The 25,034-nt window shown below is 43.5% G+C and carries 24 protein-coding genes; 6 read left to right on the top strand and 18 right to left on the bottom strand.

The features are described from left to right. Positions 1–181 precede the first annotated feature (181 nt). Both MHB64_RS05215 and MHB64_RS05210 read right to left on the bottom strand, forming a co-directional pair. Entirely contained in the window at positions 182–862 is a 681-nt protein-coding gene (locus MHB64_RS05215) for a hypothetical protein (protein ID WP_341133868.1), read from the bottom strand. Positions 863–998: 136 nt separating this feature from the next. Next, complete coding sequence (locus tag MHB64_RS05210) at positions 999–2,408, bottom strand: aminotransferase-like domain-containing protein (protein WP_341133867.1); 1,410 nt, start codon at positions 2,406–2,408, stop codon at positions 999–1,001. A 161-nt stretch (positions 2,409–2,569) separates the two neighbouring features. On the opposite strand from MHB64_RS05210, the gene MHB64_RS05205 reads away from it, so the two are divergent. Next, on the top strand, positions 2,570–3,502 hold the full coding sequence (locus MHB64_RS05205) for a DMT family transporter (RefSeq protein WP_280787808.1): 933 nt from the start codon (positions 2,570–2,572) through the stop codon (positions 3,500–3,502). 95 nt (positions 3,503–3,597) lie between these two features. On the opposite strand, the gene MHB64_RS05200 is transcribed toward MHB64_RS05205, so the two are convergent. Continuing rightward, positions 3,598–4,266 carry a general stress protein gene (locus MHB64_RS05200; RefSeq protein WP_094872343.1) on the bottom strand — a complete coding sequence of 223 codons (669 nt, stop codon included), beginning with the start codon at positions 4,264–4,266 and terminating at the stop codon, positions 3,598–3,600. 203 nt (positions 4,267–4,469) lie between these two features. Here MHB64_RS05200 and MHB64_RS05195 point away from each other — a divergent pair, with 203 nt between their 5' ends. Next, a complete protein-coding gene (locus tag MHB64_RS05195; RefSeq protein ID WP_341133866.1) occupies positions 4,470–5,318 on the top strand; it encodes an AraC family ligand binding domain-containing protein in 849 nt (282 codons plus the stop codon). Positions 5,319–5,412: 94 nt separating this feature from the next. Beyond that, positions 5,413–6,402, top strand: a complete 990-nt coding sequence (locus MHB64_RS05190; protein ID WP_373455898.1) for an aldo/keto reductase — start codon at positions 5,413–5,415, stop codon at positions 6,400–6,402. An 83-nt stretch (positions 6,403–6,485) separates the two neighbouring features. On the opposite strand, the gene MHB64_RS05185 is transcribed toward MHB64_RS05190, so the two are convergent. From MHB64_RS05185 to MHB64_RS05165, 5 genes are all read right to left on the bottom strand, one after another. Continuing rightward, positions 6,486–7,217: a ZIP family metal transporter gene (locus tag MHB64_RS05185; RefSeq protein ID WP_094872351.1), complete on the bottom strand. Its 732-nt coding sequence runs from the start codon at positions 7,215–7,217 to the stop codon at positions 6,486–6,488. 170 nt (positions 7,218–7,387) lie between these two features. Continuing rightward, positions 7,388–8,191, bottom strand: a complete 804-nt coding sequence (gene phnE / locus MHB64_RS05180) for a phosphonate ABC transporter, permease protein PhnE (protein ID WP_094877601.1) — start codon at positions 8,189–8,191, stop codon at positions 7,388–7,390. Beyond that, positions 8,188–8,979, bottom strand: a complete 792-nt coding sequence (gene phnE, locus MHB64_RS05175; protein WP_094877602.1) for a phosphonate ABC transporter, permease protein PhnE — start codon at positions 8,977–8,979, stop codon at positions 8,188–8,190. The genes phnE (MHB64_RS05180) and phnE (MHB64_RS05175) overlap by 4 nt, the downstream gene beginning before the upstream one ends. A gap of 1 nt (position 8,980) precedes the next feature. Beyond that, the gene (gene phnC, locus MHB64_RS05170; protein WP_094872356.1) at positions 8,981–9,763 is read right to left on the bottom strand and encodes a phosphonate ABC transporter ATP-binding protein; all 783 of its coding nucleotides are present in this window, start codon (positions 9,761–9,763) and stop codon (positions 8,981–8,983) included. A 129-nt stretch (positions 9,764–9,892) separates the two neighbouring features. Further along, the gene (locus tag MHB64_RS05165; protein ID WP_094872358.1) at positions 9,893–10,870 is read right to left on the bottom strand and encodes a phosphate/phosphite/phosphonate ABC transporter substrate-binding protein; all 978 of its coding nucleotides are present in this window, start codon (positions 10,868–10,870) and stop codon (positions 9,893–9,895) included. 172 nt (positions 10,871–11,042) lie between these two features. Here MHB64_RS05165 and MHB64_RS05160 point away from each other — a divergent pair, with 172 nt between their 5' ends. Next, the gene (locus MHB64_RS05160) at positions 11,043–12,623 is read left to right on the top strand and encodes a bifunctional metallophosphatase/5'-nucleotidase (RefSeq protein WP_341133865.1); all 1,581 of its coding nucleotides are present in this window, start codon (positions 11,043–11,045) and stop codon (positions 12,621–12,623) included. On the opposite strand, the gene MHB64_RS05155 is transcribed toward MHB64_RS05160, so the two are convergent. From MHB64_RS05155 to MHB64_RS05145, 3 genes are all read right to left on the bottom strand, one after another. After that, a complete protein-coding gene (locus tag MHB64_RS05155; protein WP_341133864.1) occupies positions 12,620–14,389 on the bottom strand; it encodes a M3 family oligoendopeptidase in 1,770 nt (589 codons plus the stop codon). The two genes, MHB64_RS05160 and MHB64_RS05155, sit on opposite strands and share 4 nt — an antisense overlap. Positions 14,390–14,766: 377 nt before the next feature. Further along, the gene (locus MHB64_RS05150; protein ID WP_280787806.1) at positions 14,767–15,978 is read right to left on the bottom strand and encodes an MFS transporter; all 1,212 of its coding nucleotides are present in this window, start codon (positions 15,976–15,978) and stop codon (positions 14,767–14,769) included. A gap of 11 nt (positions 15,979–15,989) precedes the next feature. Then, positions 15,990–16,442 carry a MarR family winged helix-turn-helix transcriptional regulator gene (locus MHB64_RS05145; RefSeq protein ID WP_094872365.1) on the bottom strand — a complete coding sequence of 151 codons (453 nt, stop codon included), beginning with the start codon at positions 16,440–16,442 and terminating at the stop codon, positions 15,990–15,992. Positions 16,443–16,723: 281 nt separating this feature from the next. Here MHB64_RS05145 and MHB64_RS05140 point away from each other — a divergent pair, with 281 nt between their 5' ends. Beyond that, on the top strand, positions 16,724–17,263 hold the full coding sequence (locus MHB64_RS05140; protein ID WP_042124617.1) for an NADPH-dependent FMN reductase: 540 nt from the start codon (positions 16,724–16,726) through the stop codon (positions 17,261–17,263). A gap of 199 nt (positions 17,264–17,462) precedes the next feature. Here MHB64_RS05140 and MHB64_RS05135 read toward each other — a convergent pair whose 3' ends face one another. The 6 genes from MHB64_RS05135 to MHB64_RS05110 all read right to left on the bottom strand — a co-directional run bounded on the left by MHB64_RS05135 (position 17,463) and on the right by MHB64_RS05110 (position 23,516). Beyond that, the gene (locus MHB64_RS05135) at positions 17,463–18,431 is read right to left on the bottom strand and encodes an alpha/beta hydrolase (protein ID WP_341133863.1); all 969 of its coding nucleotides are present in this window, start codon (positions 18,429–18,431) and stop codon (positions 17,463–17,465) included. A 39-nt stretch (positions 18,432–18,470) separates the two neighbouring features. Beyond that, complete coding sequence (locus MHB64_RS05130; protein WP_042185341.1) at positions 18,471–19,523, bottom strand: LLM class flavin-dependent oxidoreductase; 1,053 nt, start codon at positions 19,521–19,523, stop codon at positions 18,471–18,473. A gap of 113 nt (positions 19,524–19,636) precedes the next feature. Beyond that, complete coding sequence (locus MHB64_RS05125) at positions 19,637–20,212, bottom strand: TetR/AcrR family transcriptional regulator (RefSeq protein WP_143812169.1); 576 nt, start codon at positions 20,210–20,212, stop codon at positions 19,637–19,639. Positions 20,213–20,376: 164 nt separating this feature from the next. Then, the gene (locus MHB64_RS05120; RefSeq protein WP_341133862.1) at positions 20,377–20,985 is read right to left on the bottom strand and encodes a flavin reductase family protein; all 609 of its coding nucleotides are present in this window, start codon (positions 20,983–20,985) and stop codon (positions 20,377–20,379) included. A 17-nt stretch (positions 20,986–21,002) separates the two neighbouring features. Then, positions 21,003–21,980, bottom strand: a complete 978-nt coding sequence (locus MHB64_RS05115) for a ring-cleaving dioxygenase (RefSeq protein WP_341133861.1) — start codon at positions 21,978–21,980, stop codon at positions 21,003–21,005. A gap of 294 nt (positions 21,981–22,274) precedes the next feature. Further along, on the bottom strand, positions 22,275–23,516 hold the full coding sequence (locus MHB64_RS05110; RefSeq protein WP_341133860.1) for a M20 family metallo-hydrolase: 1,242 nt from the start codon (positions 23,514–23,516) through the stop codon (positions 22,275–22,277). Between the two features lie 120 nt (positions 23,517–23,636). On the opposite strand from MHB64_RS05110, the gene MHB64_RS05105 reads away from it, so the two are divergent. Continuing rightward, positions 23,637–24,509, top strand: a complete 873-nt coding sequence (locus MHB64_RS05105) for an alpha/beta hydrolase (protein ID WP_341133859.1) — start codon at positions 23,637–23,639, stop codon at positions 24,507–24,509. A gap of 65 nt (positions 24,510–24,574) precedes the next feature. Here the strand turns inward: MHB64_RS05105 and MHB64_RS05100 are convergent, their stop codons facing one another. Then, positions 24,575–25,027, bottom strand: a complete 453-nt coding sequence (locus tag MHB64_RS05100; RefSeq protein WP_042124600.1) for a nucleoside deaminase — start codon at positions 25,025–25,027, stop codon at positions 24,575–24,577. Between the last annotated feature and the right edge of the window lie 7 nt (positions 25,028–25,034).

The raw sequence follows: 25,034 nt of genomic DNA, 5'->3' as shown, positions 1-25,034 counted from the left end.
TGCCAAATGGGCAATTTCTGCTGAATAACAGGGAGGAATTCCCTGAATATTGATGATATCGATTAAAACAAGATAAATCACAGGGAGGAATTCCCTAATTATTGATCTCATTAAGATCAGCTCAAATAAATAAGCGGCCGCCCGAATATTTCCCGGGCGACCGCTTCATCAGACCATCATTTTATCTCTTACGCGATCCACCATCTCTACGACGGTAGAACACAGCGCCAGCTATCGCTATCAAAACGATAATGACTCCACTGATTCCTACATTAACAAGTGGAACGGAATCGCTCTCCGCAGTTGGTTTCCCCGCCACATCCGTCGACTCATTATTCCCATCTGCAGATTTCGGCGAAGGATTCGATGTTGCCTTCGGAGAAGCTGTAGGTGTTCCTGCCGATATACTAGATCCAAGCACCTTCAGGTCCTCCGATGCCGAAGCAAGCAGCTTCGTTCGACTGCATAAACTGGCCTCTAATTTACCAGAGTCATCTTCGTCATTAGCATACGCATAGACGATATAACTTTCCCCTTCCACGAATTCAAACCCACAGCTGGCAGACGATAAAGCAGTGGTCAATGTTACTTTATTCCCCTCGACCCCTTTCCAGCTGGAATCGACTTCAAAGGTTACTTTTACTGGATCCGCAGATGAGATTATAGTCCCCTTCGGCTCCTTTATGCCCACTACTTTCCCAGTAAAGACGGCTGAACTTGATTCAAGCGCCTCAAGTGGTTCCGCAGGTACAACACAGGAACACGCATAAGTAACAGAGGGGCGCACCGTCAGCAAGGCCATAAATATTAACGTTATACTTAGAATGATCAGCACTGGATTTCGCAGATTACCCTTTCGCACCTTAATGACCTCCTTCTTTATCTTACAGACGGAGCAAACGTGGAAAGTGTTTCAACAATTCCCAAACAAGTTATACAAGTCTAATCCATTCCGTCCGAATTAGACTTCACTAGTCTCTCATCTCTTCTGAATTTACTCATCCCCCCCGCGCAATTGCAATCAACCGCTGAATCCCCTCACGTAGCACCCCTTCGCTTGCAAAAGAGTAGCTTATTCGAATGCTCGACTTCATTTCCCCCAGCGGATCGAACAGCTCTCCTGGCACAAAAGCAATCGACTGCGCCATACTTGCGGCAAACAATCGCTCCACCGAGAGATGATCCGGCAGCTTCACCCACAGATTTAGCCCCCCTTGTGGAGGCGTCCACTCCCACCCGGTCCCAGCCAGCTCCTCCTCTACAATCTCCTTATGCACCTGAAGTGCAATCCGCAGCTTACCGAGATGCTGTTGCAAACGTGATGACGTGTAGTAATGTAGGAATATCTTCTGGTTAAGCAGCGGAGTACCATTGTCCGCGAGTGATTTGGCCGTGATCAAGCGCTCCATAAACGGATAACGACAAGCCACCGCACAGATCCGTAAGCCTGGGGCTACATATTTACTGAAGCTGCTAATATAGATCACCCAACCTTCGGTATCGTAAGCAAAAAAGGGCGGCGGGGGCTCCTCTTCAAAATACATATCGCGGAACGGATCATCTTCGACTAACAGACAGCGATAACGCTCGGCAAGCTCGACTAACAGTTTACGTTGCTGCGCTGGCACCGTATATCCAGTTGGATTATGATGAGTCGGATTGATATAGAACATGCGCGGTCTATGCTTTTTCATCAGAGCTTCAACTTCCTCCAAGTCATAGCCCATCGGAGTGATCTCCACCGGAATCAGCCTTGCCCCCTCCCGGCGAAAAATATCCATGGCCACACTGTAGGTCGGTCGCTCCACCAGCACCGTGTCCATAGGCCCGAGCACAATTCGTGATATCAGATTGATCGCCTGCTGCGCACCTGAAGTAATAAGCAGCTCTTCCGAGGATAACTGTAACCGATGCTTCTTACGAAAATGACGACTTAGCGTCTCCCGTAACTCCTCATCTCCCTGAACCGAAGAGTACGTCCCCATGACCTTGGGATATAAATCGAACACTTTTTTGACATAGTCGGATAGAAAAAGATTTGGCAAAAGACCTGGATCAATCAGCGCCTGTGAGAACTGATACTTAGCAGGCATTCTCTGTATATCCGAAAGAGGATTAGTGAGCGCATAGGCAGTGACTGCTGCGCCTTTTTCTACAATAGGAACCAAGCTAACAGGCGATACGTAATAACCCGATTTATCTTTTACATAAACTTTCCCATCCTCTGTCAGCATTCTATACGCTTTGAATACTGTCAGTCGATGTACCTTTAATTCCTCCGCCAGCAGCCGTATAGAAGGAAGCTTATCATGTGCCCCCCACTCCCCTCGCTGTATGCGATTCACTAAAAATTCATATACCTTCCGAAATAAGGGATGATTATGCTCCACGCTCGCTGACTTTTTCACTTCACTGCAACTCCTCTCCGAACAAATCCCATTTACAGTATTGTACACGATTTCTAAAGTCATCTGTTCTATTCAACATCATCTGTTCTATATTCTCCCCTATATGATTAACGGACTGGTTCAAGGATCGCTATATACACACACTAAAGGGGACTTTCAAAATGATCTTATTCGCTTATGCACTTGTATGTCTGATCTTCGGCACGACCTTTCTAGCTATCAAAATCGGTGTGGATGCTGGTGCGCCGCCCTTCTTTTCAGCAGGCTTACGCTTTTTTGTGGCAGGTGCTGTTCTATTTCTATGGATGGTCTGGAAACGAAAGGCTAGCTTCTCCCTGCTCCTGCGTAAAGAAATGCTCTTCACCGGATCTGCGTTAACCTTTGGCACCTTTGCAGGTCTCTACTGGGCCGAACAATATGTATCTTCTGGGTTAGCAGCTGTACTCTCTGCCACTGGTCCGATCATGATTCTGTTGCTCCAAACTTCTATTCTTCGGCAAAAAGCACCTGCCATCTCCCTATATGGTTGTATCATCGGGTTGACTGGCGTACTGCTGCTCGTTCTTCCTAATCTTGTCGTTGATATTTCACCTTTATGGCTCATCGGCTGCGCAGCTGTCCTTATTGGGGAGTGCTGTTACGCGGTAGGCGCAATTTATTCTAAAAAAGTAATCAACAGTATGCCTGAGGTCTCTCCCATCGCACTAAATGCAGCCCAAATGATGTATGGCGGAGTGTTATTATTCATTCTTTCCTTAGCCACCGAAAATGTACATCCTGAGTTTCTGCTTTCTTTCGAGACAGCAGGTTCACTGCTCTATCTGATCGTAATCGGCTCGATGGTCGGTCATTCATTGTTCTACTGGCTTGTCGCTAAGACAAATCCTGTGTTTCCTTCTACCTGGCTATATATATCTCCACCGATTGCCGTAGGGGTTGGCTTTTTCTTTTATAATGAAGCTGTGAATTGGGTTACGATCCTCGGTGTATTCACCATCATTGCCGGAACTATCCTCGTAAACGCTGACGCCTTGAAGCAATTAATGCTAAAGCGAAGGATCAGCACCTCTGGGTTAAAAAAAACAAATATATGACCTGACTCTTTATAAAATCACAAAAAACAGGCTATCTCAGCAGCTCACCCGTGGCTAGTGAAATAGTCTGTTTTTTACTAAAAGTTATTCATTTCTTATTTATTTCTAATGCGCTCACTTGCTAAGGTATCCATGGCATCCATAGTTCCGGTAGCTTGAGCTAGATTTCTCGCCTCTTGTTGATCAGCTGCCCGGAGCGCATCGCTTTCCTTTACACTACCATCATAATTTCGATTCTCAGCTGTATTCATATTCGCAATATCCTCAAAACGATCCCCATTCAGACTATTATGCTGTACGAAGATCCGCTTCACTTCTTCCTCTTTCTGCTCGCCCTCTACATCCACCATTACAAGAATATGGCCTTCATCCACGTAGTTATCGTAACGCTTGGCTTCCTCTTCAGGAATGCCAAGTCCAATAAGGCCGCCTACTAATCCACCGCTGCCTGCACCTATTGCCGCTCCAGCAAGTGTTGCCGCAAGCGGTCCGGCTGCAATGATCGGCCCGATGCCTGGAATAGCCAAAGCGCCTATCCCCATCAAGAGCCCAGTTAATCCACCCAGCAGACCACCCGTAGCTGCACCAGTAGCTATTCCTTCCGGCGCTTGGGTCCCTGATTCATCTCTAATCGTATCCGCACTCTCTGAATTTCTCGCGATAATCGATATGTCCTCTGTTCTGCAGCCTTGACGTTTCAACTCTTCAATAACCCTCGAAGCTTCGTATTCGGCAGCAAAGACACCCACTATTCTCTTATTCATCTCCATTACCTCCTAGTGATCAAAGTTAGCTCCTACGTTCAGCTTCATAGCTTACTTAACCAAACTGAGCTGGGATAAACTTCTATCACAGAATTCGCAAACCATTCCAAGTAATGTTCCCACTAAAATATGCTGTATAATAAAAGAAAGTAGGCACAATCACCCTTAAGTTAACTCTATAAAAGAAAGAGACTGAAGCATTCATGGCGATATTTAATTATAATTCTGAGCGACCCTTCAGAGGTAATCCCGATCTGCATCTCCATTACTGGGGGCGGGAGCAGTGTCTGCCTGGGCATTTTTTCGGACCCGGGGTTCGTGACGTTTACAAAATACATTTCATTCATGAGGGAACTGGAAAGGTATCTGTGGGTGAACAGACCCATATCCTGCAAGCGGGACAAGCTTTTCTTACTTACCCTCATATCGTTACTTCTTATGCAGCGGACCTGACTAATCCCTGGATCTATTCCTGGGTAGCCTTTACCGGAGAACAGGTATCTTATATTTTATCCAAAACCTCCTTGTCGCCTGAGCAGCCAATCTTCCCGATGGATGAACAGCTTATGCCTAATCTCTACGAACGCCTGACAGAAGCAGCCGACACTTCAGATTGTCTTGACCTGCCGCTAAAAGCGATTATGTATGATTTTTTCTCCCTCTTGCTACAAGCGGTGCCAGCTGTTCCGGATGTACTTCCTTTACCGCGTCAAAAGAGTATTTACGTCGAGCAAAGTCTGCACTTTTTGCATACACATTATTGTGAGAACATTTCGGTGGAAATGCTGTCTTCTTCTCTCAAGCTGGATCGCAAATATTTATCTTCCTTGTTCAAACGGACCATTGGTATGCCACCACAGCAGTATTTATTGAATTACCGTGTCGCTAAAGCATGCGAGCTTCTGACAGAAACCTTCTGTACTATTGGTGAGATCTCGCGTTCCGTCGGCTATCAGGACCCCTTACTCTTTTCGCGGATGTTCAAGAAGGTGAAAGGTTGTTCTCCAAAAGAATACCGTGTCCGTCATCTCAAAAATGACATTGTGCTATAAACTTCTTCCTTGCTGACATACGTTTGTCCGGGATCTTTCGCTACAATAAGGACGTAACGTAATCAGAAATAAGTCTTTTTAGGAGGAACTAATGATGTATAACGCAAGCGCTACCAGATATGACAATATGAAATATAACCGCACTGGAAAAAGCGGTCTACTCCTTCCGGCGATCTCACTTGGACTATGGCATAACTTTGGCGGAAACGACTTATTCGAGAATGGTCGCGCCATGGCAAGAAGAGCTTTCGATCTTGGAATCACTCATTTTGATCTCGCTAATAACTACGGTCCCCCAGCTGGCTCCGCAGAAGAAAGCTTTGGTCAAATCCTTAAGAAGGATCTTGCTCCTTATCGTGATGAAATGGTCATCTCTACTAAGGCTGGATATTATATGTGGGCCGGTCCTTATGGCGAATGGGGCTCCAAGAAATATCTCGTCTCCAGTCTGGACCAAAGCTTGAAACGTATGGGCCTTGATTATGTAGATATTTTCTATCACCACCGTCCAGATCCGAATACACCACTGGAAGAGACTATGGCTGCGCTGGATCTTATTGTACGTCAAGGTAAAGCGCTGTATGTTGGGATTTCGAATTACAACCCTGAACAGACACGCGAAGCGGCACAAATTCTGCGTCGACTTGGAACGCCATGCCTGATTCATCAACCTAACTACTCCATGATGTCCCGCTGGATTGAAGATGGCTTGCAGGATGTATTGGCTGAGGAAGGTATCGGTTCGATTGTGTTCTCCCCACTACAAGGAGGCATTCTGACCGACCGCTATCTAAATGGAATCGCACCTGATTCTCGTGCTGCTGGACCAAGTGTATTCCTGTCCGAGAATGCCATTACTGAAGAGGCAATCGGAAAAGTTCGTAAACTGAACGAGATTGCTGCAGCACGTGGACAAAAAATGTCTCAGCTAGCTTTATCTTGGGTACTCCGCGGAGGTAAAGTCACTTCAGCTTTGATCGGCGCAAGTAAAGTGAGCCAGATTGAAGATGCTGTCGCTTCCTTGAATGCACCGGAGCTAAGCACAGAAGAGCTGGAGCAAATCGAGACGATTTTGCGAGGATAATTATAGATTAAACCATAAAGATGGCCAATGAGGTCAGGCAGCTTAAGCTGTTCTGGCACTTCATTGGCCGTTTTTTTCCCTATTCACCCAAATATCTGCGTGATATACACCATAATTAATAATCCAAAGATAAATGAATACGTCGAAGGCCGTTCGTAACCATGACCATGACTCTCTGGAATAAGTTCCTTGTAGACGATGAATAGCATAGCACCGGCGGCAAAAGCAAGACCATAGCCCACTACATTCTGTAGGTAGCTTGCAGTGAAATACCCGATAACCGCAGACACCATCTCCATTAGTCCGGTAAGTGTAACGATTCCCAAGGCTTTTAGCTTGCTTGTTCTAGAATTCATCAGAAAGACTGCAAGAATCAACCCTTCTGGCATATTTTGCGCACCAATCGCTATGGCCACGGTAGGGCCTAGACTCGCCTGTTCGCTGGCATAACTGAATCCCGTACTGAGACCTTCTGGGATGTTATGAATAAACAGTGCGATCAAAACGAGCAGTGCTTTCGAATCCATATTGGTATATCCGGGTTTATTCTCCACATCGATATGTGGGATATTCTTTTCAATTACATCAAGCAGTAACACTCCTGTAATCAGACCCAAGGTTAAAGCAATAATGCCTGATTCTTTAATCGCTTGTGGCATGAGTCCAAATGTAGAAGCTGATACCATTATACCTGCAGTAAAAGCAACGAGAACGTCCTTCCATTTCTCAGATAACCTCTTCACGAACAAGATCGGAAATGCTCCAAGAACGGTAGCCATTGCCGATACAAAGCTCCCAATAAGCGCAGATTCCAAGCTTTCAACTCCTTTGGTACAAGTTCGGATAGACCAACATATGTTAACACAAAAAGTATTATTACTTCTATATAGCTTTTCCGAAGGATACGCTAATCATTAAAAGACCTCCCATAGGTATGATGCATACCCTAAGGAGGTCTTGTCTAACCTGTAATAATGCGATTCCGTTACACTAGCTTCTTCCGAATCATGCCGGAAATCAAATCAATAATCGTAATCATCACAATGATGCCTAATAGTATGATCCCGACACGATCCCAATTCCGTGAACTGAGTGCGAAGATTAACGGTGTGCCAATCCCACCTGCCCCAATCATACCCAGAATCGTAGCCGAACGAACATTAATTTCGAACCTGTATAAAGTATAGGATAGAAAGCCTGGCAATACCTGTGGCACAACAGCAAACCATAACACCTGCATACGGCTGGCACCAGATGAGATTAAAGCCTCAAGTGGACCGTTATCAATATTCTCAATCTCATCCGCGAACAATTTGCCGAGCATGCCCACGGAATGCAGACCCAGAGCCAGTACACCCGCAAATGAACCCGGCCCAACAGCCTTGATGAACAGCAAGGCCATAATGATCTCAGGGAATGTCCGTATAAAACTTAATACCAGCTTACCGGAACTTGAAATAGCCTTTCCCTTACTCATATTGACGGCTGCCCAAAATGCAAAAGGAATACATAAAAAGGTCGAGATAAAAGTCCCTAAGATTGAAATTGCTAACGTCTCAAGCAAGCCCCGAAGCAGATCCTCCCCATCCGGTAAATAAACGAAGGCCCAATCAGGTGAGAATATCCCAGCAAAGATTGCCTTAGTAATGATCCCGGCGGTTTCTTTAAATCCATTAAAGGGTACTCCCGAAAAAGCCCAAATATATACTGCCGCTAATGCCACATAAATCAGCCAGCGGAAGCGGTTTTTACGAGGTTTGGGGACAAGGGTATTCCATGATTTACTCATATTAATTTCTCCCGCAGCTTAGTGCTTACATAATCAATAATCAATACTACTGCTAATGTGAACAAGATAATGGTGCAAGTCTTATCGTATTCTAAGAAACCTAATGTCACTTCATAGTAATGGCCGATTCCGCCCGCTCCTACCAGACCTAGAACCGCTGCAGCACGGACATTGATTTCAAAAGCATACAGCACATAAGACATGAAATGAGCCTGTACTTGCGGAATGACTCCGAAGATAATTCGTTGAGTCTTATTCGCTCCGACTGAAGTCATGGCTTCCAAAGGCCCCTGTTCAATCGTCTCCAACGCTTCATAGGTAAGCTTAGCGATCAGCCCCAGCGAAAATACTGTCAAAGCAAAGATCCCTGGAAGTGCACCGAGTCCGAAGATGGCAACAAAAATAGAAGCCAGCAGTAGATCGGGAATGGTGCGGATCAAATTCAGCAGCATACGCACTGGATAATGAAGCCATCGGCTGTGCGTAATATTGCTTGCACACAGCAGTGCAACGGGAACCGCGAGAATGGCACCAAACGTTGTACCGACTAGTGCCATCCGGATCGTCTCCAGCATCGCATCTATAATATTGTCAAAATACCCCCAGTTTGGAGGGAACATTTCCTTAAGCAGATCAAACATATTCGGCAGACCAGAGATTAGCTCTCCTAAGGATGAATCGGTCAAGACCGCACTTCTCCATAGTAATACTACTAATATAAAGGCTGTAAAATAATGCTTTATCTTCCTTGGCGGTTTGGGATGTAGCTTCTCTGCATTCACACTCATCTCACATGCCTCCGATTACAGGCTCACCTAACAGCTCATCCTGATGAATCGGTCTGCCGTAAATCTCAGCAAACTTCTCATCGGTTGCCTCCGATACAGGACCATCGAAGACAACCTCTCCTGCGCGGAGTCCTATAATCCGGGTAGCGTATTCTCTAGCGAGATCGATAAAATGCAAATTCACAATGGTCGTAATTCCAAGCTCTACATTAATCTTTTTCAAATCATCCATAACCTGCTTGGTCGTGAGTGGATCCAGTGAAGCGACAGGTTCATCTGCGAGGATAATTTGCGCCTCCTGTGCAAGAACACGAGCAATAGCCACGCGCTGCTGCTGACCACCAGATAGCTGATCTGCACGGATGTACGCCTTCTCAACGATATTGACCCGATCGAGTGACTCGAAGGCTAAATCGATATCCTTTTGCGGGAATTTACCGAGTATCGTCCGTAGGGTGGAATGATAGCCCACCCGTCCTGCCAATACATTACGAAGCACAGTCGTACGTTTCACTAAGTTGAAGCTTTGGAAGATCATTCCGATATTCCGGCGAATCATTCGTAGCTGGCTTCCCTTCGCATTCGTGATGGAATGCCCGTTTATAAGAATATCGCCTTCCGAAATATCATGAAGCCGGTTAATGGAACGCAGTAAGGTTGACTTCCCCGCTCCGGAAAGACCAACAATAGCTACAAATTCCCCAGCTGGAATCGTCAGATTAATGTTGTTTAAGCCTTTAGTTCCGTTTTGATACGTCTTGGATACATTCTGAAGCTTTATCATGAAATCATTCCTTTGTGTGTTTTCGTATATTCGTATAAAAGAGATAGCCAGATCCGGGGGGGAATCCGGAGCTGGCTATCCTTAATGCCTGTTATACACCAACATCGTTGTATCCTTGAACGGCTTGGACTACTCGGTTTTTACTTTATTGTTGTATTCACGAACAATGTCAAAGTTGCTATCTTGTGACTTCACATAACCTTCATGAGAATAAATTTCTTTAACAATTGCATGTCCTTCTGTGTCAGCTGCGATATCCATGAACGCCTGTTGAATTTTCTCCATCCATTCCTTATTCATATCTGAACGGACCGAAATCGTATCATTAGGGATTTTATCCGTAAAGGCAAGAACACGGGTATCTTCAAATACTTTCGGATAATCTTTAATAACAATATTCCGGGCATCTTGGAAAATAGCTGCTGCGTCTACGTCACCGTTCAGTACAGCAAGTACGCCTTGGTCATGTCCCTTAACCGTAATGGCTTGTACATCCTTCAGCGGATCAAGTCCTGCATCCATCAGTGTTGCTGCCGGCCATACAAAACCTGCAGAGGATGTAACGTTTTGATAGGCGATTTTTTTGCCTTTCAAATCGGCAACGGATTGGATGGCAGAATCTTTCTTAACGATGATCATAGATTTATAGAAATCAGCTAATTCATCTGTTGGAGCGCCAGTTTCATCATTTACACCAAAACGTTGAGCTTGAAGAATAACTTCAGCAGCTCCTTTTTCTTTAGCTAATACATAAGCTGTTGGAGGAAGGAAACCTACATCCACTTTTTTGGAAGCCATAGCTTCGATAACCGTGTTGTAATCAGTAGAGACACTTACTTTTACAGGAATACCGAGTTTATCACCCAGTAATTTTTCAAGAGGTTTTGCCTTAGCTTCGAGCGTATCTGCATTTTGAGAAGGAACAAATTGTACGGTAAGCTTCTCTGGAACATAACCCTCTGCTACAGGAGCTGCCGTTTCCTTCGGTGCATTTGTTGCATCTGTTGATCCTTGGTTTGCAGTATTAGCAGTGTTATTAGCACCACAACCACTAAGCAATGTAATAGACATCATTAGCGGCAATACGAATTTACTTATTTTTCTCAAACGAAAGACCTCCACTGTTTTCTTTTTTTTAGTACTTCTAGACTATAAAGTTTTTGTATTAAATCTAGAGCATCTAACTATCAAATAAATGTAAAATTTATTCCAATCTCTTAAAGTTTCCAAATTATCTGATAGAATGGGGTCTGAACTTATTATCCGTAGGAGGCTACCCATGAATAAAGACAATAACTTAACCTGTGAAATCCTCATAACAAGTGATCTCCATGGGCATTTAAGTCCCATTGATTATCGTACGGGTGAGAAACAACAAAAAGGCTTAGCAACCATTGCCAGCCTCATTAAACAAGAAAGAGCCCATTGTCCGGAGCTGATTCTTCTGGATAACGGTGATCTTATTCAAGGTACACCGCTAGCTTATTATGCAGCAACACAGTACAGTAATGAATTAAATCCGGGGATCGCTGCACTGAACGAATTAAAATATGATGCCGCAATTATCGGCAACCATGAATTTAATTTTGGGAAGCCACTACTCCATAAAGCCATTCAAGATTCCGAATTTCCTTGGTTATCAGCTGGAATAATAGATCAAACGACAAGTAAACCGGCATTCGGTAAACCTTATATCATCAAATGGGTAGACGATAAAATCAAAGTGGCCATTCTTGGAGTTACCACACATTACATTCCACACTGGGAGAATCCTGTACATATTGAAGGGCTTCAATTTAAAGATGCTTTAGAGACTGTAAAGCTTTGGTGTGCCACTATACGAGAAGAAGAGCAACCCGATTTGCTCGTTGTAGCTTATCATGGCGGGTTCGAGCGCGATCTACTTAACGGAGAACCTGTTGAGAGATTAACTGGAGAGAATCAAGCTTACGCTATGTGTGCAGAGGTAGAAGGATTAGACGTATTAATTACCGGACATCAGCATCGCTCTATTGCTAGTGAATTAAATGGTGTAACGATCATACAGCCTGGTTGTAATGGACATTCCCTTGGTAAAATTTCAGTAGTCTTTCAAAAAGAAAACGGGCATTGGAAGATTAAGAGTAAACATGCCGAGCTTCTTACTCTGGACGACAAAACAGCTGTAGATGATACAATTGTAGGTCTGAGCAGCACGCTCGAATCAGAAACAGAAACCTGGTTGGATGAGAGAATAGGTACAGTGATCGGTGACCTATCTATTTCTAGTGCAGATGAATGCCGAATGGCTGACCATCCCTTTATAGAATTTATGAATAAGGTACAAATGGAGGCTACAGGTGTAGAGATCTCGACAGCAGCTTTACTCAGCAACGATTGCAAGGGCTTCAGTAACACCATTACCCGGAGAGATATTCTTTCCAACTTCATTTATCCTAACACGCTAACTGTGCTAAGACTGACCGGACAAGATATAAAAGAGGCACTGGAACAAACCGCCAACTATTTTCAAAAGGATCTAGAGGGAAATGTAATTGTTAACCCTGCTTATGTAGAACCTAAATCGCAGCATTACAATTATGATATGTGGGAAGGAATCCACTACGAGCTTCATATCAATAAACCTGTAGGCAAAAGAGTCCTCCATCTGCTGTATCGTGGACAGCCTGTAGAGGACGCTAAAGAATATGATGTGGTTATGAATAACTATAGAGCCAGCGGTGGCGGAGATTATGAGATGTATAAAGGTAAACCGATTGTCAAAGAAGTACTGATCGACATGTCTGAAATTGTCACGAATTACATTGAAAAACGCGGCCAAATTGAAGCTACCTGTGATCATAACTGGAGAGTGGTTTAGGTCGTACTGATGAATGCCTCAATATCGGTTTTAATCAGCATTAAAGCACCTCTCCAAAAATCAATGGAGTGTACATCAATATCCATAAACTTTGCTACATCTGCAATATTATGCTTGCTGGTAGCACTAAGGAACTGACGATACCGGGCGACGAACTCCTCGCCCTTTTTTAAATATTCTGCGTAGAGTCCTTTAGCGAATAACAGTCCGAAAGAATACGGGAAGTTCATAAATTCATAACCAGCCATAAAATATCCGGCCTTGTTCATCCACATGTAAGGATGGATCGTATCAGGATCAATGCTCTCACCATAAGCTTCTACCATACAAGCAATCATCAAGTCATTTAATTCTTGCACAGGCAGCGGACCTAATGCTCTTCTCTCATATAATTTAAGCTCAAATAAATAACGGGCATAGAAGTCTACAAGATAATACCCAGCATCGGAAATACTTCTCTCCAATAGAAGCTGCGCTTCCTTCTTGGTCGAACTAGTGAGTAGTGCCTGATTTACGATCGTCTCGCAAAAGATCGAAGCCGTTTCGGCAATCGGTATCGGATAATCCGTGTTCAACATCGTTTCATGCGCTAGACAGGAGCTATGATAGGCATGACCAAGCTCATGGGCAAGAATACTAATATCTATAGCATTGCCAGTGAACTGAGTCATGATCCTGCTCTCGCCTATCGGAAAAATATCAATGCACAGCCCAAAGCCGCCCTTACCGGCCTTTGGTTCTGCATCAATCCATCGCTGATCAAAAGCCTTTTGAGCTAAGTTGGCCAATTCCTCGCTAAAAGTTGCGAAGCTTGAGACGATTGTTTTTTGAGCATCTTCGTAAGAAATTTTCATACTTTCTTCACCTATAGGTGCAAATATATCGTAAAAAGGCAGCTTTGTGGAATGTCCCAGCAGTTCGGCTTTCTTTTGATAATAGGTATGAAAAGCTGGCAAACTCTCCTGAAGAGCGGCGAGCATTGCCGACAAAGTTTCACTGTCCATTCGCGATGCCACTAACACCTTTTCCAGAGAAGATTGATATCCACGCATGCCATAAATCGTTAGCGCCTCACCACTTATTCCATTCATGCAAGCTGCACAAACCCCAGCAATACGACTGCAAGCTTCAGCCTCGGCTTCATAAGCCGCTTTTCTTAATGCAGCGTTATTCTCATAGGCCATACTCCTTAGTTCCGCAAGCGTTGCTTGTTTCGACTCCCCTTGCACCACCACATCTGCTAGTGTACTTGAGGCGGTCTCCATGTATAACCTTCCCCAAGCTTTGGACCCTGTACTTTGCATTCGGGCAATGGCAACCTCCACGTCCTCATTTAACACATAGCGGGATTGTAAAAGAAGCTCATTCAAGTAGAATTGATGCTGCAAAAGATAAGGTGAGCTAACAATAAGCTCATCCAGGTGATCACATGTACTAATCCAACGTTTAAAACCCGCAGCTACACCAGCAATCTCTGAGCTGACCTGTTCGATATCATCGGCAAGATTCATAGCCTGTTCACAGTTGCTATCTGCACTAAGCGTTAACTCCGCATAAGCTAACAAGCATACATATACACTTTTATAATCGTTGTAGAGTCTTAGAAAGTCCTCGATCGCTGCGACGGAAACACCCTCACGCTTTAGATTGCCCTCAGCCCAGGCTTTTAAATCTATAATAAGTTGACCTAGTAGCTGGCGATCCGCTTTTAACTTCTCTGATTCAAACGAAGGATATAAGCTATCCAAATTCCATGTCATATTCATTGTTGATTCTCTCCTAACCTTTGCCCATCTCCAGATTTCTTCATTATACCGTCCTATGCGGATAAAGTCTGGATATTGCTTTCGAACGGGAACAAAAACATAAAAAAAGGACCCCGCCATCGTCCGGCGGGGTCAAGGTCTATATTATAAGGGGGTTATGTGATTACTATAACCCTCTTAGCTTAAAAGAACATGAAAGAGACATAAAGATTGGCTTAATCTACCGATCTCTGTCCTCTGCATCAACAAAAAAAGGACCCTGCCATCGTCCGGCAGGGTCAAGGTCTATATTTAAGGGGGTTATGTGATTACTATAACCCCCTTAGCTTAAAACGATATGAATAGTACCTAAAGATTAGCTTAATCTGAAATTCCCCTTATTGACTTAAAGCTGAAGGGTTACTTCTAGACTTTGTAATCTGAATCCCAATATAAATCATTAGAAACAACACCATGAATCCAGCAGAATAACGATACATCATCCCATAATTGGATGCTGCCGAAATCGCCCCAAGAATGATGGCTCCACTCGCTACCCCTAAATCCGTTGAGTTATAAAACATACTGTTTGCCATGCCATACTGTGCAGGTGTAGAAGTTCGAAGCATCCATGCCTGTATAGTTGGCTGAATAGCTCCAAAGCCGAGTCCATAGAGCAATGCCGATACAATGAGCATTGGCATGGATGTTGTATACGAGAGCACTGCTAAGCTCGCGACGACACAAAACGCTGCGGGAATCAAAACAGCAGCGGGTCCTCTTTTATCAAATAATCTGCCGGAAATCGGTCTAATGATGATGATCGTAATTGCGTTAAATAAGAAGAACAAACCCACTTGCTCTAAATGTACCGATTCGCCGAACAAAGCGATAAAACTAAGTAATCCCCCATAAGTGATCGCGAGCAGGACATTCAGAATTGCGGGCAATACTAACTTTTTATTAAAAGGAACCTTGAGAGGTTTAGGTGATTCAATGGTTTGCTCAATCGATTGTTTTTTGCGGTGAGCTGGAAGCGAACGTGAGAACAATAGGACTGGAAAGGCAAGAAGCAGGGTGAATGTTCCGATCATCGCCAGTGTTCCAAACCCCGAATGCTTCATTACGTTCAAACCAATCATTGGACCAATGGACATTGCAAGACTGCTTGATAAGCCAAAATAGCCGATCCCTTCGCCCATTCTTTTGCTAGGAATAATCTGTGAAACAATTGTGGGAATAATCGTGCTGGCAATCCCGAATCCAATCCCATAGCCTACACGCATCAGCAGTAGTGACCCGATTGAATCTGCTGCCACATAAAGACCGGTTATGGCGGCCGCGATGGCTAAGCCAATATACAATAATACATTGCGGCTAACCTTTCGCATCAGAAAAGCAGTCATAAAACGTGAAGCAATCGCAGTTAGTGCAAATACACTTGTGACCAAGCTGACCATAATATCACTGGCTTGAAATTCACTTTTCACATAAGACGGAAATGAAGATAGCAGCATCTGTAAATTCATAAATAAAAATAAAGCACTAAACGTTAAAGCAATAAAAGATTTAGTCCAAAGTTTCGTACGTAATTCTTGTTGTTCTGGCATAACTTACCTTCCTACTCTCCATCATTTATTTGATCAATGTGATTGTTTATTCTTAGCAGCAACCCCATGAGTTGCTCATATTCATCACTAGAAATACAGTTCTTAATTTCATCTGTGACCTGATCCTCAATAGGGAAGGTTTCCTTAATTAGAGCTCTTCCTTTTTCCGTAATATAGACTTTAAAAGAACGTCGATCATTCTCCCCGGTTTTTTTATAGATCAGTCCCTTTCCCTCCAAGTGATCCAGAATTCGCGTCGTAGTTGGTTTATCCTTACCCGAACGCTTCGCGATGTCCTTCTGAATCAGCCCTTCCGTCCTGTCGACTTGAAACAGAACTGACCATTGCTCAGGTGTTATATCATATTCTTTTAACCCATTTTGGAATAACGCACTTAATTTACGATAGGTCGTTCCCATCATAAATCCTAAGGTAAGTTCAGATGAGTTATGCTTTATCGTCATGATCAGCCCTCTTCTCATTTCATTTTCGTTTTAAATAGTTGCTTAAACAATTATATTCTAGACAACTAAATTTGTAAAGGTGAGACAAAATTATAAACTAACTATTATTAAGTTGCTTGACAAAGTAAACTGAACACGGTATTATTATCTCATGTTAAAGATACTTAACTTAAAGACAACTAGAGCTAAGCACTCTTAAGATTATTTTTTTAAAGGTTGTGTAATTCATGGGATTTCTATCCAAACTATTTGGTAGAACAAAAATCGAGGAGGAACAAACAATGTCTAAATTAAACATCGGAATTATTCTAGGAAGTACTCGTCAAGGTCGCTTGAGCCCACAAGTCGGAGAATGGGTTAAAAAGGTAGCAGATGCACGTGGAGATGCTAATTATGAGATCGTTGATATCGCGGACTTTAAACTTCCACTAATGGGAGAAGTAGATGCTACTGAGCAAGCAACTGCTTGGAATACAAAGCTTGCTACGTTAGACGGTTTCGTATTTATCGTTCAAGAATATAACCACAGTATTTCCGCATCACTGAAAAATGCACTCGATTACGCACGTGAAGCTTGGAATAACAAAGCAGCGGGAATCGTAAGTTATGGTTCCGTAGGCGGCGCTCGTGCAGCTGAGCATTTACGTGGCATTTTGGGAGAACTTTCTGTAGCAGACGTTCGTGTCCATCCTGCCCTGTCCCTGTTCACTGATTTCGAGAACGGTTCTGTGTTCAAACCAGCAGATCTTCACCTGACCAATGTAAATGGCATGCTTGATCAAGTGTTGGCTTGGAGCGGTGCGCTCAAGACGCTTCGTTAAGATTAGCCTGCTTTAATATGATGAAATACACCTCTTAGAATAGACATTGATAAACCTATGGTTTGTCCGGTCGATTCTAGGGGGTGTATTTTTTGTGTGTGATGAAATAACCACCTTGTATAGAGTCTTTTCTCGCATAATCAGCGAGGATATCAATCTACAACAAGGAGCAATGATCATATGGTTTGTGCTTGCATTATTAACAGCTCTCGCTTGGGAAGGGCGGGTGTTTGGGATGAAGTGCCCGGGCCATCGCATCTATATAGCACTGAACGGCGCGCTGACTCACTTCCGCTTCTGGAACGAATATTTCGAAAAGATGAAAACATCCGGGATACAGGTGAAATTCGATATCTACACCTGCTTGCGCAAGTCGTGTTACATATTCGATCGTCTCATCTCGGAATAGATCAAGCTGACCTACACAGGTATAGGTTGGTGGCAGTCCAGCTAAATTCTCCGCTCTCGTTGGTACCGCATAGGAAGATATCCTGCTGGCATCGTTCTCCTCGCCCAGGTACATGTTCCAAGCCGTTAAGTTGTCCGTCCGGTTCCAGATTGCACCTTCTTTCGTAATCTCATGGCTTGATGGCGTAATGTTACGGTTGTCGAGCATCGGGTACAACGGCATCTGAAAGATAATGGATGGTCCACCTTTATCTCGTACCATCAGCGCAAGTGCTGCTGTCAGCCCGCCGCCACCGCTTGCACCAGCAATCGCAACCCGATTCTCATCAATGCCAAGTGATTCCGCTTCCTCCGTCATCCATACTAAGCCAGCATAACAATCTTCGATTGCAGCTGGATAGGGGTGCTCGGGTGCCAGCCTATAATCAACCGACACGACAACACATCTAGCCGTCTGAACAAAGCGTTCACACAACTCGTCGTCCATATCAGGATGTCCTAACACGTATCCGCCCCCGTGAATCCACAGCATAGCTGGAAGCTTGTCAGCATTTCGCCCAGCAGGTTCATAAATTTTTACCAGTATCTCCCCTGCAACACCCGGAATTTTTCGACTGGTTGTGTTTACATGCTCTGACCTCTTCACTGGCGGAGCCGACACTAAACTTCTGCTCCACTCTAAATTCTCTTCCAATTGAAACCCTGGAAATTGTGAATATGCCTCTCTTAATTCTGGTAGTATACGTTTATCGATACTCATGAAAATCCTCCAATACAATAATGATTGCTTGTATAATCCTTATTCCTTCTCAGCTTCCCACTTAGCAATTTCCTCTCGTACTCGTGGAGCAACCTCCGTTCCGAGCAATTCTATTGCCCGCAACACAAGTTCATGCGGCATCGTGCTTAGTGGAACATACATCATAAAGCGTGTTATTCCTACATGCTTCCGTAGATGAATGATCTTCTGAGCAACTGTTTCCGGATCTCCAACGTACAATGCACCCTCAAAGCTTCGGGCGGCATCATAGCTGGAGCGGTCATAATACGACCATCCTCGCTCTTTGCCGAGCTTGTTCATGCCGTACTGGGTAGATGGAAAAAAGATATCTGCTGCCCGTTCCGTATCTTCTGCGACGAATCCAATCGAATGAGATCCCACCTGAAGCTGTGATACATCATGTCCAGCGCGGGCCGCCGCCTTCTTATACAGCTCTACAAGCGGAGCAAAATTCATTGGATTCCCGCCAATGATCGCCAACATCAATGGCAGACCCAAAAGTCCTGCACGAACGGCGGAGCTTTGCGTACCTCCGCTGCCAATCCATATAGGTAAAGAGTTCTGGACGGGCCGCGGGTATACGCCCAAATTATGAATTGCTGGCCGATGGCCTCCCTTCCATGTTACTTTCTCGGATTCCCGTATTTTCATAAGCAGTTCGATATTTTCATTGAATAGCTCATCATAGTCATGTAAGCCATAACCAAACAACGGAAAGGATTCAACGAATGAACCCCGGCCCGCTATAATCTCGGCTCGTCCATTGGAGATGCCATCAAGCATAGCGAAATCCTGAAACACACGTACAGGATCAGCAGATGAAAGGACCGTCACAGCACTAGTCAGGCGAATCCGTTTAGTTAAGGACGCAGCAGCGGACAACACGATTGCTGGTGAAGAAGCTGCATAATCTTCACGATGATGCTCACCAATACCAAAAACATCAAGTCCCACCTGATCCGCAAGGACGATTTCTTCAACTACTTCTCGTAATCGCTGTGCGTGACTCATCACAATTCCAGTCTCAATATCAGGCTTTGTTTCTACGAACGAAGTAACACCTATTTCCATGATTTATCACACCTCTTTTAATTTTTCTCCTGCACTACTTTTCATAAGTCTCTTCTTCACATTAAGGATGATTTACAATAACGGAACGATCGTTCCAGAATAACCAAAAAAAATTATATTCCTGCAATTACAAAGCTTATCATCTCTTTGGCACGTTGCTGATCTTGATCTGCTTTTGCCATGATATTTATGCTTTGATGTAGATTCAGCAATAAATAAGACCACGCTTTGACATCAGTGGTTTTATCAATTTCACCTGATTGTCGGCCTTTTTCCAAAAGCTCGCAAAAAGCCTGTTCTAAATTCAAAAAACTAGTCTTTATCAATTCATTTATTTTTTCATCCCGCGACTCTAATGTTGTAGCTGCATTCGTTACAAAACACCCGCCGGGTAGGCTCGTATCGTACGCTGAAGTAATATGTTGCTCAAAAAATTGTTGAATCCCTGCTCTAACGCTTGACGCCCGTTCAAGAATGACCTGTCTATTGAAGCTAACCTTTTTGTAATGTTCCAGTGCGGCAATGTACAACGTTTGCTTGTCAGAAAAAGTATCGTAAAGACTAGATCGGCTAATGCCCATAACCTGCAGCAAGTCCGGTATGCTTGTTGCCTCATAACCCTTTTTCCAAAACAACAGCATCGCTTGATGTAGTGCTTGATCCTCGTTAAACTCTCTTGTCCTTGCCATGAGTAACACCTCCTGTAATGGCAATATAACATATCTGGAACGATCAGTCCAGATAAACCTCGAGAGAAAACCTTACGGTTTGCTTGGCATAGCTGATGACTATAATTAGCCCACAAAAAGACCTGCTCGGTAGGCTTCATCGCTTACGAACAGGTCTTAGTTTATTATTTCGGTCTTTCAATTTCAAAAATCTCACCAATCGTAGCGTAATTAGCTCCCGCTAAACGACTTACTGCATTTAAGGCCCTAGGGTCAATCCTCCCCTCCTGATAGATCGATTCATCAATGTGAAACTGAACAATTTCGCCGATGAACAAATCACTACCAGGTTCTTCTTCACCACCTAGAGGTATCGCTTGTACAAGCTTACACTCCATTCGCACCTTTGCTTCCAATACACCAGGCACAGCTACATTTTCACTTTGGACCGGTGTAAGATTCGCTAGTTCAATTTCACTTTCTGCACTTGGCAATGAGGCAGCGGTTTGATTGATCTTCCGAACATTCTCATCATCCACAATATGCACAACAAACTGATGATTGTTATAAATATTACGGGCGGTATCCTTTAATCGTCCCGCTGGTCTTTGAATAGACAGGGAAACCATCGGAGGATTAGAAGAGACGATATTAAAATAGCTAAACGGCGCACCATTCAATATGCCCTCTTCTGATTGTGTGGTAACAAAAGCAATAGGCCTAGGAATAACAGTCCCAATTAATAACTTATAATTTTCCCGCTCACTATTGTGCTTCGGATCTATCGAAATCAATCTCCCCAGCTCCTTCTTCACTCTTTCACAAAATCGATCGTGCTTCTGACGGTATCAATAGGCCGCACTAACTTCTCAATCTGCTCACGCTTTGGCTCCAGGAATGGTGGTAATGAGAGCTTTTCTCCAACCGTTTCGTATTCCTCATCTCCCATAAATCCAGGTCCATCTGTCGCAAGCTCGAACAGGATTTGCGGAGCAACACGTGTATACAGCGACTCGAAGAAATGACGATCCACATAACCTGAGGTACGGAATCCAAAGTCTTCAAAATGCTTAGTCCACTCATCCAGCATGGCCCGATCCTCTACTCTGAAAGCAGCGTGGTGAACCGTACCAAAGCCTTGACGCGAATTCGGTAAGTCCTCGTTATGCTCTACAATAATTTGTGCACCATTTCCGCCTTCGCCGACCTCAAACAAATGATAAGCATCTTCTTGACCGATTTCTTTAAACTGCATAACTCTTTCCAACATTTCTTTAAAATAACTGAAATCAGCTATACGTACAAAGATCGGTCCCAAGCCAGTAATCGCAAACGCTAAAGGAATCGGTCCTTTTTGCCATGGTGTTCCTGATGCGACCCCTTCATTAAATTCATCAGAGATCAGTTGATATTGTTGGTCATCAAAATCCACGAAAGATAATGTCTTTTTACCAAACTGCTCTTTAATTCCGGTATGCTTCACATCCAGGCGATCAAAACGTTTTACCCAGTAGTCTAATGCAGCATCTGTTGGCACCCGGAAGGATGTCTTGGCGATTTCATTGGTTCCGTGTACGCCTTTCGGAATGTTAGGGAAGTCAAAGAACGTCATATCCGTTCCGGCACTGCCCTTATCATCTGCAAAAAACAAGTGATACGTTTGAATATCGTCTTGATTGACCGTTTTCTTCACTAGACGCATTCCCAATACGTATGTGAAGAACTCGTAGTTTTTCTCTGCGCTGCTTGTGATGGCTGTTACGTGGTGGATCCCTTTTAAATTTCTCATGATTATACACTCCTAAAGTTTAGTTTGATTTCGTAATATAATTCCCTGATCAAGAAAGATTAATTGAATTATCTTAATGTTAAGATATCATTCAAAAAAATCCCTTTCTACTGTTTCATCCTATGCTTCATAGAATACTATTTCCAATAATTATCTTTACATTAATTATCTTTAACTTAAGATAAATTTAACACACTCCTTTGTTCTTGTCAACAAACCACATTAAAAAGAGAAACAAAACAGCCTTGTTCAGTATGTGAAGAAACATAATGAACAAGGTTGTGAAAGATAAACCTAAGTCTGTCTTACAAACGCATAACGAAGAACAGCTTCTTCTAAGATATCAATCCCCATAATGATATCATCCATATCTGTAAATTCATTAGGATGATGACTAAGTCCATCTACAGAAGGAACAAAGATAAGCCCTACTGGGCAAAGTTTGTTCATGTTCATGGCATCATGCCCTGCCCCACTAATCATCCGTTGACTCAATATCCGCTTCTCTTCACAAATGGATTCTAGAACCTGACTGATCTCATCCGATAATAGGACAGGTTCCTCCGAAATAATTTCCGTACTCTCAATTACAAGTTGTCTATTTTCTTGTACTAAGGATATTGTTTGATACAAATGGTCTAACACACGTTTCCTGGATGCCACTGAAGTAGATCTGATATCAATTTTAATTTCCACTTCTCCCGGAACCACGTTCATAGCGCCATTCAAGATATCTATCACCCCTAGCGTCGCAACCGTTCCAAATTCTTGTTCGAGTTTGGCTGCTTTCTCAAGCTCAAGTGCTATTTCTGAGGCACCCAGAAAAGCATCTTTTCTCATATTCATAGGTGTCGTTCCAGAGTGGGATGCCTTCCCTGATATTTGAATATGAAGCCTCACGGGTGCAGCAATTCCAGTCACAATTCCAATTTTTTTATTATTGTTTATTAAGACAGGACCTTGTTCAATATGTAATTCAAAAAACGCTTTTAATTCTTCATTTTCTCTACTCGCCTGATCAATACTGTTATAATCCAGTGCACATAGCGAAAATGCCTTTTCCATTGTAATACCGTCTTTGTCCTTCAAAGATCTATATTTCTCCTTCTGAAATAACCCTGACATTATTTTGCTACCAACTGTTGAAATACCAAAGCGCGAGGATTCTTCACAGGCAAATGAAATAATTTCGATCGGATGATCCGTTTCAATCCCTTTTTCGTTTAGACGTTTGATCACTTCCAAAGCAGCCGTTACACCCACTACACCATCGTACTTCCCACCTTGATATACCGTATCCAAGTGAGAGCCCATTACAACGGGTGGGAGCCCTTCTATCTTCCCGTTTCTTCTAGCAATCACATTTCCGCAATGATCCATCCGGATATCTAAATCTTCAGCCTTACACATCCGCATAAAAGCACTTGTACATGTCTGCTCTTCATTGGTATAGGCAATTCTAGTGATGCCCTTCTCACCCGAGTTATATTGATTAATATTATCAAATAAAGCCTGATATCTTCTCTTTCTATCCATGCCAGTATCTCCAATCCTGAGTATTTATGATTATGGTTTCATCCAAATTCGTGAAGATATACAATAGAGGTAGCGCTAATCTTTAAAAATCACTTACTTGATGAGGTGTAATGGATAGCTATGAAGAAGACCATTATTTTTAAAGAAAATGATCAATTTACCATTAAAGCTGATTTTTATGAAACAAACCGTCCCCAAGCCCCTGCTATTGTGTACATTCACGGAGGCGGCCTACTTTGGGGGGATCGAGAAGATTTATCCGAGGAAATGATACAACTTTACACGACTAATGGTTTTGCACTATTTTCGATTGACTATAGACTAGCCCCTAGGTCAACACTTAATGACATTCTAGAAGATGTCAAAGATAGCCTTCTTTGGTTAGCGAATAAAGGGCCTCAACAATTCTCCATTGACCCCTCAAGAATCGCTGTGGTAGGAAGCTCGGCAGGTGGTTTTCTTGCGCTGTGCACAGGAATGTTCCCCCATAAGCCACGTGCCATTGTCTCCTTCTATGGCTACGGCGATATTAGTGCACAGTGGGCACTCGAACCAAGTAAATTCTACGCTGAAAAAGATATCGTCTCTAAGGAAATTGCCAATCGTTCGGTGTCCGATCAAATCATTACGAACGCAAGCGTTGATGAGCGCTTCCTTCTTTATTTATATGCTAGACAGTCCGGTAACTGGATCCAAGAAGTGACCGGCTTAACTCCTTCACTACATAAGGAAGAGCTCCTAAAATTCTGTCCGATTTATCATGTAACTAAGGAATTCCCCCCAACATTGTTACTGCATGGAACGAACGATGTAGATGTGCCGTATGAACAATCTGCATTCATGAGGGCTGCGCTAGTGAAAGAAGGAGTACCGGCAAAGCTTATTACTATTCCAAACGGAGAGCATGTATTTGAAAAAGATTTCAATAACCCTGTTGTGCAAAAAGCTCTTCATCAGGTGATTGATTTCCTCCAGCATCATCTTACTGAGTAAGTCTGTAAAAGAACAGGAAAATCCGGCACTAAAATAGTGCCGGAAAATATAGGATACCGCCTGGATTATTTCTTGTTTAATTCGTGGAAATGCGTCCATAAATGATCGCAATCTTCTCTTGCTTCCACTTTGATCATATTGACAACACTCTCATCATGCCCCACAAAATATTCGCGAAGGTGGATGTCAGAGAAGCCATGCTCTTTCGCATCGTCTCTTGTGCTGCAATAATGAACTTCTTTAACACCTGACCAAATGATAGCGCCCATACACATTGGACAGGGTTCACAGGTTGCGTATATTACGCAGTCCGATAAGTCCATGGTGTCTAGCTTTTTGCATGCTTCTCGGATGGCTACCATTTCCGCATGTGCAGAAGGATCCGTATCTCTCATCATCGTATTGCTAACCGCTGCAATTACTTCATCGCCTCGAACAATCGTTGCCCCAAACGGGCCCCCGAATTTCTTGTTCATACCCTCGATCGTTGCGTCTACGGCCAATTTCATGTAATCCATTTCAAAA

This window comes from Paenibacillus sp. FSL K6-2859, assembly GCF_038008265.1.
GTDB classification, from domain to species: Bacteria; Bacillota; Bacilli; order Paenibacillales; family Paenibacillaceae; genus Paenibacillus_AQ; species Paenibacillus_AQ nitricinens.
Note: the sequence above shows the minus strand (reverse complement) of the source record. Positions and strands in the feature narration are given on the sequence as shown.